The following is a 15597-nucleotide window of genomic DNA, read 5'->3' as shown; positions in this document are numbered from 1 at the left end:
TCAGCTGCCAGCGCATTGTCTATGCCTGGTGCTTGTGTGGCAAAAGAGAACTGGTCAGAACCCAGGAAGGGTTTTCGCAATTGGGAGCAACACTGGGGAGGAGATTGTGACCTGGCAGATCAGTCTCAACTTTGTGTTGTCGGACCGTGAGAACCCTGTGGCCGGCGATATGGCCAATATCAATGTGCGAAAACCCTTCCTGGGTTCTGACCAGTTCTCTTTTGCCACACAAGCACCAGGCATAGACAATGCGCTGGCAGCTGACCAGTTGGCAAATATCAAGGTTGTGCCCAATCCTTACGTGGTAACAAACCGCTTTGAGCCCTTGAATCCGTTTTCTAATGGTCGCGGGCCCCGGGTGATTCAGTTTATCAATCTGCCGCCGAGGTGTACCATCCGGATATTCTCTGTTGGGGGCCGGCTGGTCAAAACGCTGGAGCACAACACGGGGGGCAACGCCGCACTCGCGCCGGATGATTTACTCAGCGGCATTGCGGAATGGGATCTCGAAACAGAAGACAATTTGACTGTGGCCTACGGTGTGTATGTATACCACGTGGAAGCGCCGGAAATAGGCGAACACAAAGGGTCCTTTGCAATCATCAAATAAAAAAGATTACATGCTTGGTAATAAACATATGATGGGCAAAGCGACTTCCGGCAAAAGGGTAGCAGTGGTAGCCTGTATGTTACTTGTGTTGGGACTGTTACCGACCCAGCACGCTGTTGCGCAATTTGATACGCTAACCCGCGAAGTAACCAAGCGGGGTACCACGGCAGCAGACTTCCTGACAATACCTGTTGGCGCGCGTGCAACCGGGATGGGTAACGCAATCACAGCCTCGGTTGATGATGCTACATCTGTCTACTGGAATCCAGCCGGCCTCGCGTCTATCGACAAAGGCGCTGTGACGCTTGAGTATGCAGAATGGCTGGTAGGTGTTGACTTCAACTTTGTGTCGGTCAGCATTCCGGTGCAAAACGGCGCCTTTGCCATCGGGTTGACGTCCATGCGCACACCCGATATGGAGGTCACGACGGTTGAGCAGCAAAATGGAACGGGCGAAACCTTCACCGCCAGCTCTTATGCGCTTGCCGCATCGTATGCCCGTAATTTAACCGACAAGTTTTCAATTGGTGGCTCCGCAAAAGTTATCAACGAGCGGATCTGGAATTCAACGGCCACTGGTGTTGCCATAGATGTAGGCACCATGTTTGAAACCCCGTTCCAGGGGATTCGATTGGGTGCGGCCATCACTAATTTTGGGTCGAAAATGCAACTCGGCGGGGATGATCTACTCATCGCTGTTGATATTGACCCGAACAACGAAGGCAACAACGAGAGCGCGCGTGGGAGTTTGAATACCGATCAGTTTGACTTGCCGTTGACCATGCGCATCGGCCTCGCCGGCGAAGTCTTTCAAGATCAAAATAGCCGGCTCACGCTAGCTGTCGACGCCCTGAACCCGAACAACAGCGAACAATATCTCAATGTAGGTGCTGAACTGGCGCTGTTTGGGGAGTTGTTGATGCTCCGGGGCGGCTACAGTGAATTGCTGCTCGATGATGCCTTGCGCTCGTTCACCGTTGGCGGAGGCTTGCGTTATGGCTTTGGTTCACTGGCCTTTGCTGTAGACTATGCCTACGAGTCGCTCGAATATTTTGATGGTGTAAACCGATTTACATTCGCCCTTTTATTCTGACCCATTGGTAACCCTCGGGAGGTGTGCTGTCACATGCCTTCTTTACAATAGTTCACTCTAATAAATCCTTGCTTAAACATGCGATTATCTACTACTCAAATCGGAAAGGTGCTGGTAGCGCTTTTTCTGATGGTGGGCTTTTCCAGCACTGCGCTGGCGCAGCGTACCGTAACACTCCAACTCAACACGGCATCGTTGTCTGATACCACGTCTACATCTTCGTTGATCGAAGTGCGCGGCGCGGTTGACGGTACGGCGCCAGCTACATTGGCTGATGGCAACGTGATCAACTGGAACGAAGAATCTACGTTGGAGCCTGTCAATATCGGCGGTGACTACTGGGAAGTTTCTTTCCAGATCGACGAAGCCTCCGCAATGGAATTCAAATACTTCTCCCAGCAGGCTGACGACAGCGAAGCTGCGCTTGGCGGTTGGGAAGATGGCGGCAACCACATGCTGGCAGCCGGCAGCAACGATACCACGCTGACCGTTCACTTTTATGAGAAAGGTGACGACAAACCTTATGACTGGCGTCCGTTCGAACCCATGGAAGGTCACGTTGGTGTGTGGTTCCGTGTATTTATGAACACTGAATCTGCTGTGAACGGCGGGTACGATCCGGAAGACATGGCCAACACCGTTGGTGTGCGTGGAGACCCTCGTGGTGGCAATGGGCCACTCGATTGGGGTGCAACACAGTTGCTATTGACGCAGGAAAGTGATGCTTCAGCTGTACCTGGCTACCACCTGTGGTCTGGCGTTGCATACTTCCCTGATTCGCTTGCTGGACAGGTACAGGAATACAAGTTTATCCAGGAAGATACCGACGAGAACTGGGAGAGCAGTGATAACCGCACGTTTACGATTCCAGCCAGCGATACTACGCTGTACTGGCAGTATTTCAGCAACGATACACCTGTTTCCGGTGTCGAGCAGGTCACTTCAACCTTGCTTTTTGCTGTAGATACCACGCCGCTTGAAGCCATCGGGCTCTACGATCGTGGCCGCGGTGATTCTTTGGAAGTCCGTGGCGACTTTAATGGCTGGGGTTGTAGCGATCCTACCATCTGTGAACTGATCCGTGTTCCAGGGGAAGATCTTTTTGAAGGCGCTTTTGCCCTCACCGCTTTCCCTGAAACTGCCTGGAACTACAAGTTTTTCATCAACCATAACGATGAAAACTTTGTCGCAGAGTTTGGTGAAGATCCGCCAAGTGGTTGGGAAGAGCCTATCTCTACTACGGGTGCTAACAGACCGCTGTTGTTTGAAGGTACCACAGAGCAGGATCTCGGTATCCAATTCTTCAATGATGTATTGCCAGGCAACATCATCCCTGAAGGCAACACGGTTACCCTGACTTTCCAGGTGCGGATGGACTCTGCGCTCGTAGACATGGCTTCTCCATTTGATCCTGCAACAGACACAGTTACGGTTAACTTGCACGGTGATGCGCTGTGGGCGTTCTCTCAAGGGCTATTCCGTGATGGCGATGGTAACTACCAAATCAGCACCGATAACATCATTCTTACGGATGACGATGCAGATGGCCTCTATACCGGTTCCATTGATGTAATGGGGCCAACGTATGGTGCAATCCAGTATAAGTATGCATTCGTTGGAATGAATTCGGGTGAAGAAGCTGGTGGTGGATTTAGCGATGCCGGCCGGCGCCGTACGCGTTACATCCCTGCCAACATGGACGGATCGTGGCCAACGGAATACACGTTTGAAGAAGAAGTGTATTTACCTGCCGGCTTGCTGCCATTTGAAACGAACCCCGTACTCACATCGGTAGAAGATCTTGGTGGCGAACTGCCAACGCAGGCGCGCCTTGAGGCCAACTATCCGAACCCGTTCAACCCGACAACCACGATTGAATACAGCATCGATACAGTTGATTTTGTATCGCTGAAAGTATTTGATATGACGGGTCGTCTGGTTGCTACGTTGGTTGACGGCATCCAGCAGCCATCCAACTACCAGGTAACCTTTGAGGCCAACGACCTCGCAAGTGGCGTGTACATGTACCGCCTCCAGGCTGCCAACACAACAATCACCAAAAAAATGATTCTGCTCAAGTAACCCGACGGGTTTGAGTAGATTCTGAATTGGTTGTTGGATTGATCAATTCGGGTGATGAAAATTGTAAAAGGGGCGGCCTCGTGGAGGTACGCCCCTTTTCTTTTTTACCTGACCCTATCTAGTATTGAAAAACGCGCTTCGCATATCTTTTTGTCTGCTTTTTTGCTTTGCCGGCCTCGTTGCCGTGCATGCGCAGCAGATCCAATTTGAAGACCTTTCAGAAGCTGCAGGGGTGTTCACTGCCGGCGGGAGCCATGGTGTTGCCGTCCACGACTTTAACGGCGACGGCTTTGATGACTTTTTTATAGCAGCGTCACGCGGACAATCGGTACTCTTTCAAAACAATGGAGACTTAACGTTCTCCGATGTCACGCAACAGGTCGGAGTGGATGTGTCGGGTGATGCGGTCAATCCGTTGTGGGGCGACGTTAACAACGACGGGTTGGCTGATCTCTTTGTTGGCACCCGCGGGGCAAAAGTCGCAAACAAACTATTCCTGGGTGACCCTGCAGGTGGATTTGTTGACGTCAGTGACCATAGCGGCATGCCTGTAGACATCTCTATTGGCACAGCAGCGTTTGGGGACTACGACGGAGATGGCTGGCTGGACCTGTTCCTCGCTACACGCGACGCACCCGATAAACTCTTGCGCAATACCGCCGGCGGCGATTCGCTGTTTGTAGATGATTCAGACCTTGCCGGCACGAGCGGATTCGACTTCTCTATTGCCATGCAGGCCACCTGGCAAGACTATGATCTCGATGGCGATGTCGATCTTTTTGCGGTACACGACGGTAATCTTGAAAGCCGTTTCTACCGGCAACAGGCCGGCTTTCCCCGGTTTGTTGATGTGAGTAACACGGCGGGTATCCAGGTTGCGCGTAGTGCTATGGGGGTTGCATGGGGAGACTATAATGCAGATGGATGGCCGGATGCCTATGTCACCAATATTGCAGCGGGCAACCTGTTTCATAACAATGGTGACGGCACTTTTCTGGACGTTACCGAAGCGTCTGGCAGCCAGTTGAATGGTATGTCGTGGGGTGTGGTGTTTGCCGATTTTGACAACGATGGGGATGAAGACCTCTTTATAGGAAATACCTTCGACTTTGACGGCCGGCGCAGTTTTTTGTACGAAAACCGCGCGGGTGTTTTTGTAGATGTTGCACCCCAGGCTGGTGCAGCGCTGGCAACCAATACGTTTGGTGTGGCCACCGGAGATTTTAACAATGACGGCTTACCCGATCTAATTGTGGCTGATGAGGCCGGCAAAAACCGTCTGCTTATCAATAAAACAGCGATTGCTGGCAACTGGATACAACTCAGCCTGACAGGCTTGGATGAAAATACCATGGCCATTGGTACGCGCGTGACGCTCCGGCGAGGTGCAGCAACCGTGATGCAAACCGTTTCAGGTGGAGACAGTTTTTGTTCGCAAAAAAGCAATGTATTACATCTGGGATTGGGAGGGCTAAACATGGTGGATACTCTTGTTGTTCAGTGGTCGAATAACACGGTGCAGCGATTTACCAATTTGCCTGTGAACCAGCGCTATGCGCTCACCCAGGGTGCTGTCGTAAACATTGGAACTGATGCGCCCGCTGGAAGTGAACGGGGGGCTGCATTGCTACAGAATTATCCAAATCCATTTTTGCAGCATACAACGATCCGTTTCAGGCTGAAGCAGACAAGCGTGATCGCTTTGAAAGTTTATGATCTGACAGGACGTGAGGTGCATACCTTGCGGTCTGGCGTGCATGCGGCCGGCTTACATCACGTTGCATTAGATTTTTCGAAACTGAAAGCCGGCATCTATTTCTACAAATTGATTACCCCCCGGGAAATCCTGCATCGAACGATGGTACACTTGCCATAATCTGCGTGCGGCACGGGGGACAGCAAACCATCATTCTCACAGCATCATCAATCTCACTGCATTATGTACAGGTATTTCCTTGTATTGGTATTACTCGTTGCTGCTACCGCTGAACACCAGGACGCCCGAGCCCAGACGCAAAACGTAGTGTTTCGCTATGTAGATGATCCGGATGTGGTTCGCGCCTATTTGCCGGGAGAATTTAATGGATGGGGCCCAAATAACAGCGGTGCAATCGCGATTAATGCGCCTTCTGCCATGACACTAGACGATTCACTCGGCCAGTGGCTTTACACGCAGCCGCTTACCGTTGGGCAGACGTATCAGTATAAAGTCCATCTGCACTTTGATGAAGCCGGCTCAGACTGGCAGTGGATTTCTGACCCGTTGAATCCTGTGATCAATACGGCCGACAACAACAATTCTGTCATCGAAGTGACAGACCCAATGGCGTTCCAGGCGTCAGCCGAATTAAATGAAGATGGGCTGATGGCATCGGTGTCTGCCGGCCTCTTTAGTACTTCATCAGTAACCGATGTGCAATTTTGGATCAATGGCCTCCAGCGTGACGGATTGCCCTTCTTTGACCCTGAAACTGGCCTATTCAGCTATACGCTCGACCGCCCGATCAAAGCCGGCTCGCAGTTCAAAGTTGTGATGACCGATCAGAATGGCGCACAAGATTCGGTAGAAGTGGGCGAGGTGTTACCGCCTATTACCTGGAATTATGCAGACTTCAAAACCGTGCAGTCGCAGGTGAATCTCTCTGCCAGCATTTTTGATTTAGACGGTACGATAGACTCAACGCTTACAGAGGCCATCCTGATAAATACTGCCGGTGAATTGCAAAGCATTCCGGTCGAAAATGGTCGTGTAGACTACCCCGTAATGCTCGAATTTGGCGTCAATAGCTTCGCCCTCGACGCAATTTTTCTCGATATCGCTGTCCGTAGCGATACGCTCCGTATCGAACGGATCCGCCACCCGTTAGAAGCCGGCCTCGTTGACGCCAGCGTTTCCAGTATGGGTAATTCGTTTACCGTTTCCCTAAGTCCGACCGACATTGCGCCGGCAGACATGGAAGTTAGTATTCGGTTCGATAAATCGGGCAGCACCACCACACTGGATGATGTCAACATTAACAACCTGGAAGCAACCGGCACAGCTTCGGATGCTGGTGAACTTTATTTTGATGTCACGGCTTCGGCTGGAGGCGAAGAAGTAGACCACATGCGTGTTGCGCTGGTTGTAGAAGAAGACGGATCGGTTCGGGAAATGGCCTACGAAGAAACGCCTTCCTGGGTTAACAAAGCCATGGTTTACGAAATTTTCCCACTGAGCTTTGGGCCAGAGGCTACTGGTACCGTCAATCAACCAGGCAATAGATTTAATCAAATCACGGATAACCTGGAATACATTGCTGCCATGGGATTCAATACCCTATGGTTTATGCCGGTGATGCATAACCAGGTAATGGACCAGATTTCGGGTGGGTACAACATTATTGATTTCTACAATGTAGACCCAAAACTTGGCACCAACGAAGACTTCAAGGCCCTGGTAGATCGTGCGCACGATCTGGATATTCGGGTGATTATGGATATCACACCCAACCATTCTTCGCCCACCCATCCCTGGGTAGACGCGTTGCAAGAAAATGGAAATGCTGTGCCCCCCGGTTCTTTTATCCAAACAGAGCCAAGCGACCACAGCAGGGGGCTGGACAATCGGGGGCCTAACCTGACAGAAATATGGCAGGTAGCCGGCGGCGGAAACCTGTACCGGAAATACGACGGATTTGGCGACCTTGCCAACCTCGATTGGGACAATGATGATCTACAGGCTGAATTTCTGAATATCCTCAAACACTGGATCACTGAGTTTGGTATCGACGGTTGGCGCTTTGACGTGTATTGGGGGCCGTGGCGTCGGTATGGGCCAGAGCGGTTTGGCCGGCCCATTCGAGATTTGATGAAACGCATCAAGCCAGACAGCTGGATTCTGGGGGAAATTGCCGGCACAGGGTTCTCAACCGAAGTGTATTACACAGACGATGACAACGGTACCACCGTTGTGGGAGGCATGGATGCAGGCTACGATTGGAATTTCTTTTTCAACGGCATTGGAGGGACATACGGAGACCTGAATAACTACCACAACCAGGCATTTAATGGCGGATTCTGGCCGGGTCCGAATGCCCGGTACTTCAGATTCCTCGAGAACCACGATGAAGAGCGAATTGCCAAACGACTTGGTAATAACCCCATGCAGATTTTACCGCTGACAGGCATGTTACTGACAACGACAGGCGTGCCGATGATCTACCAGGGGCAGGAGGTCAACTTTGGCAACGTGAATGGCGATGAGCGTAGGGTGTCCGTGAATTGGGAAACCGAACTTAATGGCCTCTTCGGCCGCTATCACCAGCAGCTTGCCCAGGCGCGTCAGCAATTTCCTGCATTTGGTACCCAGAATTTGGTTCGGCTCAGTACATCAAATGATGTATACGCGTTTGCCAGGCCTTATCTCGATGAGAACGCGCTTGTGATGGTGAATTTTGCTAACGGCGCACGTACAATTCAGATTGACCCCACCGCCGCCATGGAATTGACAACAGATGGACCAATCACGTATACCCACTTGTTTGCGGATACCTCTTTTGTTGATGCGCTTGATGGGTTTTCGGTAACGCTTGATCCCTACGAGACCGCAGTTTTTATTGCCAACAACGGAGAGCCTGTTTCTTTCTCATTGCCTGAGATGCCGTCTTTGCCGTTTGGTGCCGTTTATGTTGGAACGGATGCGCTTGCCGGAGGAGATACGCCGGCTTTTGGGTTGCACGCGAACTATCCCAATCCATTCACAAGCGTGACTACAATCCCATATGCGATTGATAGATCTGGTGCCGTACGGCTTGAGGTTTTTGATGTGTTGGGCCGGCGTGTTGCAACCCTAGTTGACGAAAACAAGCTGTCTGGGGTTTATCAGGCCACTTGGGGTGCCGCTCGGGTTGCGCCCGGTGTATACTTTGCGCGTCTGGTAACGGGTGAGAAAACGGCAACTACCCAACTGGTGATTGCAAGGTAAGTCACTGTGTAGTCGGTGTTAAGCTGATCGGCAGGCGGCAAATACAGACGCCAGGATGAAATGCTGAGAAAAAATTGACTAAATGCTGATGATCCCTGTAAAATGTGGATCTTATTGATCAGGCATCAGGGACAAAAATAACAGGCAAAAGATGGGAGCTTCCCGGCGGTCATTTTTGAAATCTTCCATGTTGGCAATAACTGCTGCCGGCAGTTTGAGTAGCTCGGAGTGGCAGTATCAATCGCGTAGCATTATGAAACCCAAAGCACTGGCTGTAGGGGATACGGTGGGTCTGGTTAGTCCGGCCGGTGTGACCTATGAAACCGTGCAGATAGAGATTATAGAAGAGACACTGGATGTTTTGGGCTTGAAAATGAAGGCCGGCGAGCACATGATGAACCGGTGGGGGTATTTTGCAGGGACTGATGAAGAACGCGCAACAGACATCAACACCATGTTTTCTGATGATAGCGTCGATGCCATCTTTGCATTACACGGTGGGTGGGGGAGTGCGCGCATCATAGAAAAAATTGATTATGGTTTAATACGCAAAAATCCCAAGATATTTATGGGGTATAGCGATGTGACAGCGCTATTGCTTGCACTCTACGCCCAAACCGGACTCATAACGTTCCATGGACCCAATGGGAATTCTGTTTGGAATCCATTTGCGGCGCAGTACCTGGATGCATTGGTTTTTAAAGGGGACCAGGTTTTGTACAAAAACCCAAAGACGGAAGGGCAAGGGCTCGTACCGATCGAGAACAGAACGAGAACAATAACGACGGGAAAAGCCAGGGGCCGGCTGGTAGGCGGCAACCTGACTGTGTTAACAGCCATGCTTGGTTCGCCACGCATGCCTGAATGGTCGGGGCATATCCTCTTTTTAGAAGACATTGGAGAGGCTGTTTACCGTGTAGACCGAATGATGACGCAACTTAAGTTGGCTGGGGTACTGGATCAGATCAGCGGATTTGTGTTTGGCGCTTGCACGGATTGCAAAGCAGATAGTGGCTACAATTCGTTCACGCTCAGCGAAGTGATCGACCAACACATAAAGCCCCTTGGCATTCCCGCATACGCCGGCGCCATGATCGGCCACATCAAGGATAAATTTACGATCCCGATTGGCATAGAGGCCGAAATAGACGCAGAAAACGGCACAATACAGCTTCTGGAGGCAGCAGTTGAGAACCGCGAATAAATATAAAAAAGGGTGTGACGTAGCAGTGTCACACCCTTTGTTTATCTTTATTACAAGCCGTGTTATTTGACAGACTAGAATTATTTATCAGACCAATAGCGATATCAGATGAAGCGTATGGGGCTTACGATCTAGGCATTAGAAGTATCGGACTGCCGTTTCTCGCGTGCCTTTTTACGTTGACGGTAAATTTTCTGCTTGCATAGTTTCGAGCAATAATCGCGTTGCCGGCCTTTTAACATGTTGGGGCATTCGGGATTTTTACAAGGTACATCTTTAAGCTTCCTTGCAGGTTTTCGTCGTTTTTTAGGTTTAGGCTCTACAACGACATCTGCAGCAGCTGATGTACGGGGACTTACAGAGCTTTTGTTATCACTCAGGCCCGCTATTTTTTTACTTCAACGAAGTCTTTGAGTGATTTAGATTTATTCGAAGCTGTTGATGCGGGCAACTGTTTGGGTTGGTCATACTTCCTGTTAAGGAATCTGAACCGCGGTTGTGCGTTTGCTTCTTTGATCGAAACCCCAACTTCCTCAAGGAGGAGCGGCATTTCGGTCATGGAAGAGCGCTGCAAGGTTGAGCGTGTGCGCCGGCTATCGGACTCTTTCCACAGGGCAGACAGCTTTTTGCGCATCACATAAGAGCGCAATTTCCGACGATTCCGCTGCTCGTCCAGGGCCATCCTGCGGGCATCCAGTTCTTCTTTTTTCTCCTCAATGGCTGCCAGGTACGAGTACGCTGTTGTGTCGCGTTGGGCAACCATAATTGGATCAACACTTTGAATCCAAAAAGCAAAGAAGAACATGACAGGGGCAGAACTCGGGAGAATCCATTGATAGTACAGGGTTAGCCAATCGTTTGCAGATCCTGTTTGCGCTTGCGCCAGAATACCAGCAGTTGCATAAAACATCGCCAGGATGCCAGCATATTTGCCAATGCGTAGCATTTTACCAACGAGGTGGCCCGCTTTCCAGTACTTGTAAATGGACCATAACATGAGCTCAACACTCAGGATCCCTACAAGGACAAAGACGAAAAAAAGGCCGTTATCTGCCCTGTTCCAGGCATTAACGGCATTGTGTGCCCCCGAATAGAAAAGAAAGATGACGTGGATCCAATCGAGCGCAGGCATTTCTCGCTTGTTCAAGCTCGGAGAGATCTTCTTTGCTTTCCCGTTCGGGGGCGAAGAGGTACGGAAGGCAGTTTTTACATGATTACCATTCGTACTGGTTGGAATTGCATTAAGGGTTTCTTGTGCCATTGGTTAATCATAGGGCTGCGATCAATTCAAAAACAGATTGATCTCGGTGATTGACTGCCGTGAGGAATACCACCGAACATCCCCGTCTGAATGGTTGATCACTGCCTCAAGCCGACCGAGTATGCGGAAAGAGTCAGAATCACTCACAGGGATGTGAATGGTGTCGTAAATAGGGTTACTCGGGACCAGGCGGAGGGCGCCGGCATCGCGGTAGATACGCTTAAGCGTCGTTTCTCCGTTGACGATAACTGCGCCAATCTGACCATCCCGAACTTCGACGTTGCGCAAAAGCACACAATCGCCATTGTAAATTTCATCACCAATCATCGAGTCACCATCCACCTGGAAGGCAAACAACTGGTGTACATTGCAAAGCTTGCCGGCAAACCGGACAAACCCAAGTTCGTCATGAATCGCTTCGCGTAAGTGGCCGGCAGTAATGCTGCCCACAATGGCGATGTCTGTATACGACTCCTGATTGACGAGCTTGTACCACCCCTGGTTGTCCTTCAGCACATGCCCCTTTTGGTGCAATGTGTCAAATAACTTGGACAAACCATCTGAGGTGACACGGTGGAAAAAATCTTTAATTTCACGGGTGAATGAATCCCGAATGTCCTGCCCCTCCATATCCTGCGAAAACCGCAGGCCGTGTTCCTGCAGTATTTTCAGAAGTGACTTTTCGTTTGGTGATAAATTGTGTTCGTTTTCCATGATTGTTATTTGGTAAACCGAAATAGCAGTGGCCACACACATTACATGTAATGTGACATGTGTAATATATGTGTTAATTAGCCACAACGCAAGTACGGAGCTGGTTTTTCTTAGTTTATAGTGATGGAGAGGTTTGGCCCTACCTTGACTGCTTACCCGCTGCTCCCATCTTGCAGCTGTGCTGGATGGCCTTTAATCGATGTCTACGATGCGAAAATTCCTGACTTTACTTGTTTTTTGTACGCTGCTGCCCTGGAGGGTGCATTTTGCTGCTGCCCAACCGACGCCCGAACTGGATACGCAGCATGTATTTCTGATTACGCTCGACGGCTTGCGGTGGCAAGAGCTCTTTGCTGGCTCAGACGAATCGTTGGTAGAAAATAAAATATATGTGCATGACCCTGCGGCACTGAAGGCGCAGTTTCATGTGGGAGATGCCCTGGCCCGCCGGCAGACTTTGATGCCGTTCTTCTGGTCTGAGATTGCTACCCGTGGGCAACTTTATGGCAACCGCAATTTGGGTTGTGAAGCCGACCTCACAAACAACCAGGTCTTTTCTTATCCCGGATACAACGAAATTCTGACGGGTAAAGCTGATCCGGCCATCACGAGCAACGACAAAATCCCCAACAAAAACCGCACGGTGCTGGAGTTTGTGAATGCGCAGCCTGGTTTCATCAACCGGGTTGCAGCTTTTGCGTCATGGGATGTTTTCCCTTACATCATCAATGAAACGCGCAGCGGTGTGCCGGTCAATGCCGGCTTTGCTGCTGCTGATCACGGCGCACTTTCGCCACGCGAAGTGTTCTTAAACGCCCTTCAAAAAGAAATCCCAAGTCCGTGGAGTACGGTACGGTTGGATGCGTTTACCCACCATTATGCTGTGGAGTATATCCAAAAATACCATCCCCGGCTTGTCTACATAGCGTATGGTGAAACAGACGATTTTGCCCATGATGGTGCATACGATGCCTATCTGAAATCTGCCCGTCAGACCGATGCGTTCATCGCATCCCTATGGGCCTTGGTGCAAGCTGACCCGGTCTACAAAGACAAAACTACCTTTGTTATCACCACGGATCATGGGAGGGGGACGGTCCCCCTGGATACCTGGCGCGGCCATGGGACGGACATCACCGGCGCAGATGAAATTTGGATGGCCTTTTTGGGGCCTGATACACCGGCGCTGGGCGAAGTCGAATCCTGTTCGCTCTACCAAAACCAGGTTGCAAGCACGGTAGCCCGATTCCTTGGATTCGATTTCCAGGCTGCACAGGAAGCCGGTCCGGTTGTCGAATCTGCTTTCAACTAGCAGGAAGTCTCTTTGTACGCTGCAATTTTTTGGAATCTTTCCTATCCTTGAGAGTGTCCTGCATATTCCACTTTCTTTCCTGATGAATTTACGTTTATTTGCCCCAGCCTTTCTGCTCCTCATCGCTGTCTTCCTGCCTGTGACAGGCACGGCGCAGACATCGGATGAACCTGTTTTTGATCGTCCAAACATTGTCTGGATTGTCGCTGAAGATCTCGGACCCTATCTGCCTTCTTTTGGTGATTCTACCATTGAAACGCCAAACCTGAGCCGGCTGGCAGCAGAAGGTGTGCGCTATACCCGCGTTTTCTCACCGTCAGGCGTGTGCGCCCCGAGCCGCGCAGCACTTGCGACTGGTATGTATCAAAATGCTATTGGTGCGCAGCACATGCGAACAGGTGGGAATCCTAGATATTTTCCGGAAGGGGTTATCCCCTACGAAGCGCGGCCGGCACCAGGCGTCAAAATGCATAGCGAATACATGCGGATGCTTGGGTACTATGCGACAAACAATGCCAAAGAAGATTACCAGTTCACCAAGCCTCTGACGGCATGGGATGCGTCAAATAACAAAGCACACTGGAAAAATCGCCCAGATCCTGATCAACCATTTTTTGCGATTTTCAATCTGGGTGTGACCCATGAGTCGCAGATTTGGGCAAGGGCGGATGATCCTTTGTTGGTTGATGCAAATCTCGATGTGCCCATCCCACCTTACTACCCTGATACGGAGGTTGTACGGACTGATCTCCGCCGCATGTATTCCAATATCAAAATCATGGACCAGCAGGTTGGCGAGCTACTCGACGAACTGGAAGCAGCCGGCGAATTGGAAAATACCGTCATTTTCTGGTACGCAGACCACGGCGGCCCGCTACCTCGCATGAAGCGGTTGTTGTATGATTCTGGCATGCGGGTACCTATGATTGTTCGTTTTCCCAATCAGTGGCGCGCCGGCGAAGTTGACGATCAGCTTGTGAGTTTCATTGATTTCAAGCCCACCATTTTGTCACTGGCCGGCATGGAGCCGCCAAGCTATTTGAAAGGACAGGGACAGGCTTTTCTTGGCCCTTACAAGGCGGATACGCAACGGACGTATGTGCACGGTGCCGGGGATCGGTTTGATGGCAGGTACGATTTGATCAGGGCGGTGCGCGACAAACGGTTCAAGTACCTCCGCAATCATATGCCGGAGCGCGGCTATTATTTGCCTGTCAGGTACCGCGAGCAAATGGCGCTGATGCAAGAGCTCCTCAAAATGCGGGATGCTGGCACGCTGAATGAAGTGCAGATGCAGTGGTTCAGGCCGGCCAAGCCGCTTGAAGAGCTGTTTGATACAGCACAAGATCCCCATGAAATCAACAACCTGGCCGCCGACCCTGCCTACGTGGAGAAATTGGCAGAACTGCGACAGGAGCATGACAGGTGGATTGCTGCAATCGATGACAATGGCATGGTGCCTGAGCAGGAGCACATTGCGCGGGTGTGGCCCGATGGTATACAGCCGGCGGTAACAGCACCTGCTGGCATACGCCAGGGCCAATTTGTTTCGCTCACAACCGCCACGGTGGGCGCATCCATCGGCTATCAGGTTGTGCGTAAAGGAGAAGCCCCAACGGATCACTGGATGGTTTACACGGCGCCGGTTGAACTTAAGCAAGGCGAAGAACTCATTGCTGTTGCGGATCATATCGGATACGTGCCAAGCAAAATTGTGCGCTTCAACTAGGGCGTGTAGACAACCAGCCTGTAAAATGTCATCTTATGCTCTTTTCCCTACTAATTGTCCACACACCCTAAGTTATCCTGAGCAAATTTGAATGGACCTTGACCCTTTAACAGCACACGAGTTTATTGCGCCACTGCTCAAGTCCGACGTCGGGTTCTTAAAGCAACACTATACGCCTGTACCAACTGAGATTGCTGATACAATCATTGCCAGCGGGAGCCGGCGAATAATTGTTACCTTGCGTGGTAAAACGCTGCGGCGAGCCGTACAGAATACCAAAGACGGCATGTATTTCATTTTCTTCGGGATGAGCATCCTGAAAGAATTGAACATAATGCCCGGAGATGATCTGGTGCTGACGCTTTATCCCGATCCTGATCCGGATCATGTGGAACTGGGGGAAGAACTGGAAGAAGTGCTGGCGATGGACGAAGAGGCTGCTGCTCGCTTTTATTCGGGTCGTTGAGACCCTCGTTGTTCGCCCCCACCCCAATCCCACCAAGCACCACGCCACTCACTAGCCCTGGTTCACGGACTGTTGTTTCGACAGGATGCGGCTGTGGCACTCAAAGCGCTTCGAATTCGGTGGCTAGGACCCTCGGTGCCTCGCATCCTACCGTATCTATCAG

Annotated in this window: 11 protein-coding genes; 9 read left to right on the top strand and 2 right to left on the bottom strand. The window is 50.9% G+C overall.

The genetic code is table 11. From position 1 onward, the window contains the following. The 6 genes from AAF564_19780 to AAF564_19755 all read left to right on the top strand — a co-directional run. A partial coding sequence (locus AAF564_19780; protein MEM8487802.1) for a hypothetical protein occupies nucleotides 1–610 on the top strand: 610 nt, incomplete at its 5' end. 10 nt (nucleotides 611–620) lie between these two features. Beyond that, complete coding sequence (locus AAF564_19775) at nucleotides 621–1703, top strand: PorV/PorQ family protein (protein MEM8487801.1); 1083 nt, start codon at nucleotides 621–623, stop codon at nucleotides 1701–1703. A gap of 78 nt (nucleotides 1704–1781) precedes the next feature. Beyond that, nucleotides 1782–3785: a T9SS type A sorting domain-containing protein gene (locus AAF564_19770; GenBank protein MEM8487800.1), complete on the top strand. Its 2004-nt coding sequence runs from the start codon at nucleotides 1782–1784 to the stop codon at nucleotides 3783–3785. A 124-nt stretch (nucleotides 3786–3909) separates the two neighbouring features. After that, nucleotides 3910–5661, top strand: a complete 1752-nt coding sequence (locus AAF564_19765) for an FG-GAP-like repeat-containing protein (protein ID MEM8487799.1) — start codon at nucleotides 3910–3912, stop codon at nucleotides 5659–5661. 63 nt (nucleotides 5662–5724) lie between these two features. Further along, nucleotides 5725–8748 carry an alpha-amylase family glycosyl hydrolase gene (locus tag AAF564_19760; protein ID MEM8487798.1) on the top strand — a complete coding sequence of 1008 codons (3024 nt, stop codon included), beginning with the start codon at nucleotides 5725–5727 and terminating at the stop codon, nucleotides 8746–8748. A 253-nt stretch (nucleotides 8749–9001) separates the two neighbouring features. After that, complete coding sequence (locus AAF564_19755) at nucleotides 9002–9952, top strand: LD-carboxypeptidase (protein ID MEM8487797.1); 951 nt, start codon at nucleotides 9002–9004, stop codon at nucleotides 9950–9952. A gap of 385 nt (nucleotides 9953–10337) precedes the next feature. Here the strand turns inward: AAF564_19755 and AAF564_19750 are convergent, their stop codons facing one another. Both AAF564_19750 and AAF564_19745 read right to left on the bottom strand, forming a co-directional pair. After that, the gene (locus AAF564_19750; GenBank protein ID MEM8487796.1) at nucleotides 10338–11213 is read right to left on the bottom strand and encodes a hypothetical protein; all 876 of its coding nucleotides are present in this window, start codon (nucleotides 11211–11213) and stop codon (nucleotides 10338–10340) included. 21 nt (nucleotides 11214–11234) lie between these two features. Further along, the gene (locus AAF564_19745; protein MEM8487795.1) at nucleotides 11235–11927 is read right to left on the bottom strand and encodes a S24 family peptidase; all 693 of its coding nucleotides are present in this window, start codon (nucleotides 11925–11927) and stop codon (nucleotides 11235–11237) included. A gap of 208 nt (nucleotides 11928–12135) precedes the next feature. On the opposite strand from AAF564_19745, the gene AAF564_19740 reads away from it, so the two are divergent. The 3 genes from AAF564_19740 (at nucleotide 12136) to AAF564_19730 (ending at nucleotide 15434) form a co-directional block, all read left to right on the top strand. After that, nucleotides 12136–13239: an alkaline phosphatase family protein gene (locus tag AAF564_19740; protein ID MEM8487794.1), complete on the top strand. Its 1104-nt coding sequence runs from the start codon at nucleotides 12136–12138 to the stop codon at nucleotides 13237–13239. Nucleotides 13240–13321: 82 nt separating this feature from the next. Continuing rightward, on the top strand, nucleotides 13322–14968 hold the full coding sequence (locus AAF564_19735; protein MEM8487793.1) for a sulfatase-like hydrolase/transferase: 1647 nt from the start codon (nucleotides 13322–13324) through the stop codon (nucleotides 14966–14968). A 91-nt stretch (nucleotides 14969–15059) separates the two neighbouring features. Further along, the gene (locus AAF564_19730; protein MEM8487792.1) at nucleotides 15060–15434 is read left to right on the top strand and encodes a hypothetical protein; all 375 of its coding nucleotides are present in this window, start codon (nucleotides 15060–15062) and stop codon (nucleotides 15432–15434) included. Nucleotides 15435–15597 lie beyond the last annotated feature (163 nt).

Source organism: Bacteroidota bacterium (genome assembly GCA_039111535.1).
In the GTDB taxonomy this organism is placed as follows: domain Bacteria; phylum Bacteroidota; class Rhodothermia; order Rhodothermales; family JAHQVL01; genus JBCCIM01.
This window is presented reverse-complemented; position numbering and strand designations above follow the sequence as displayed.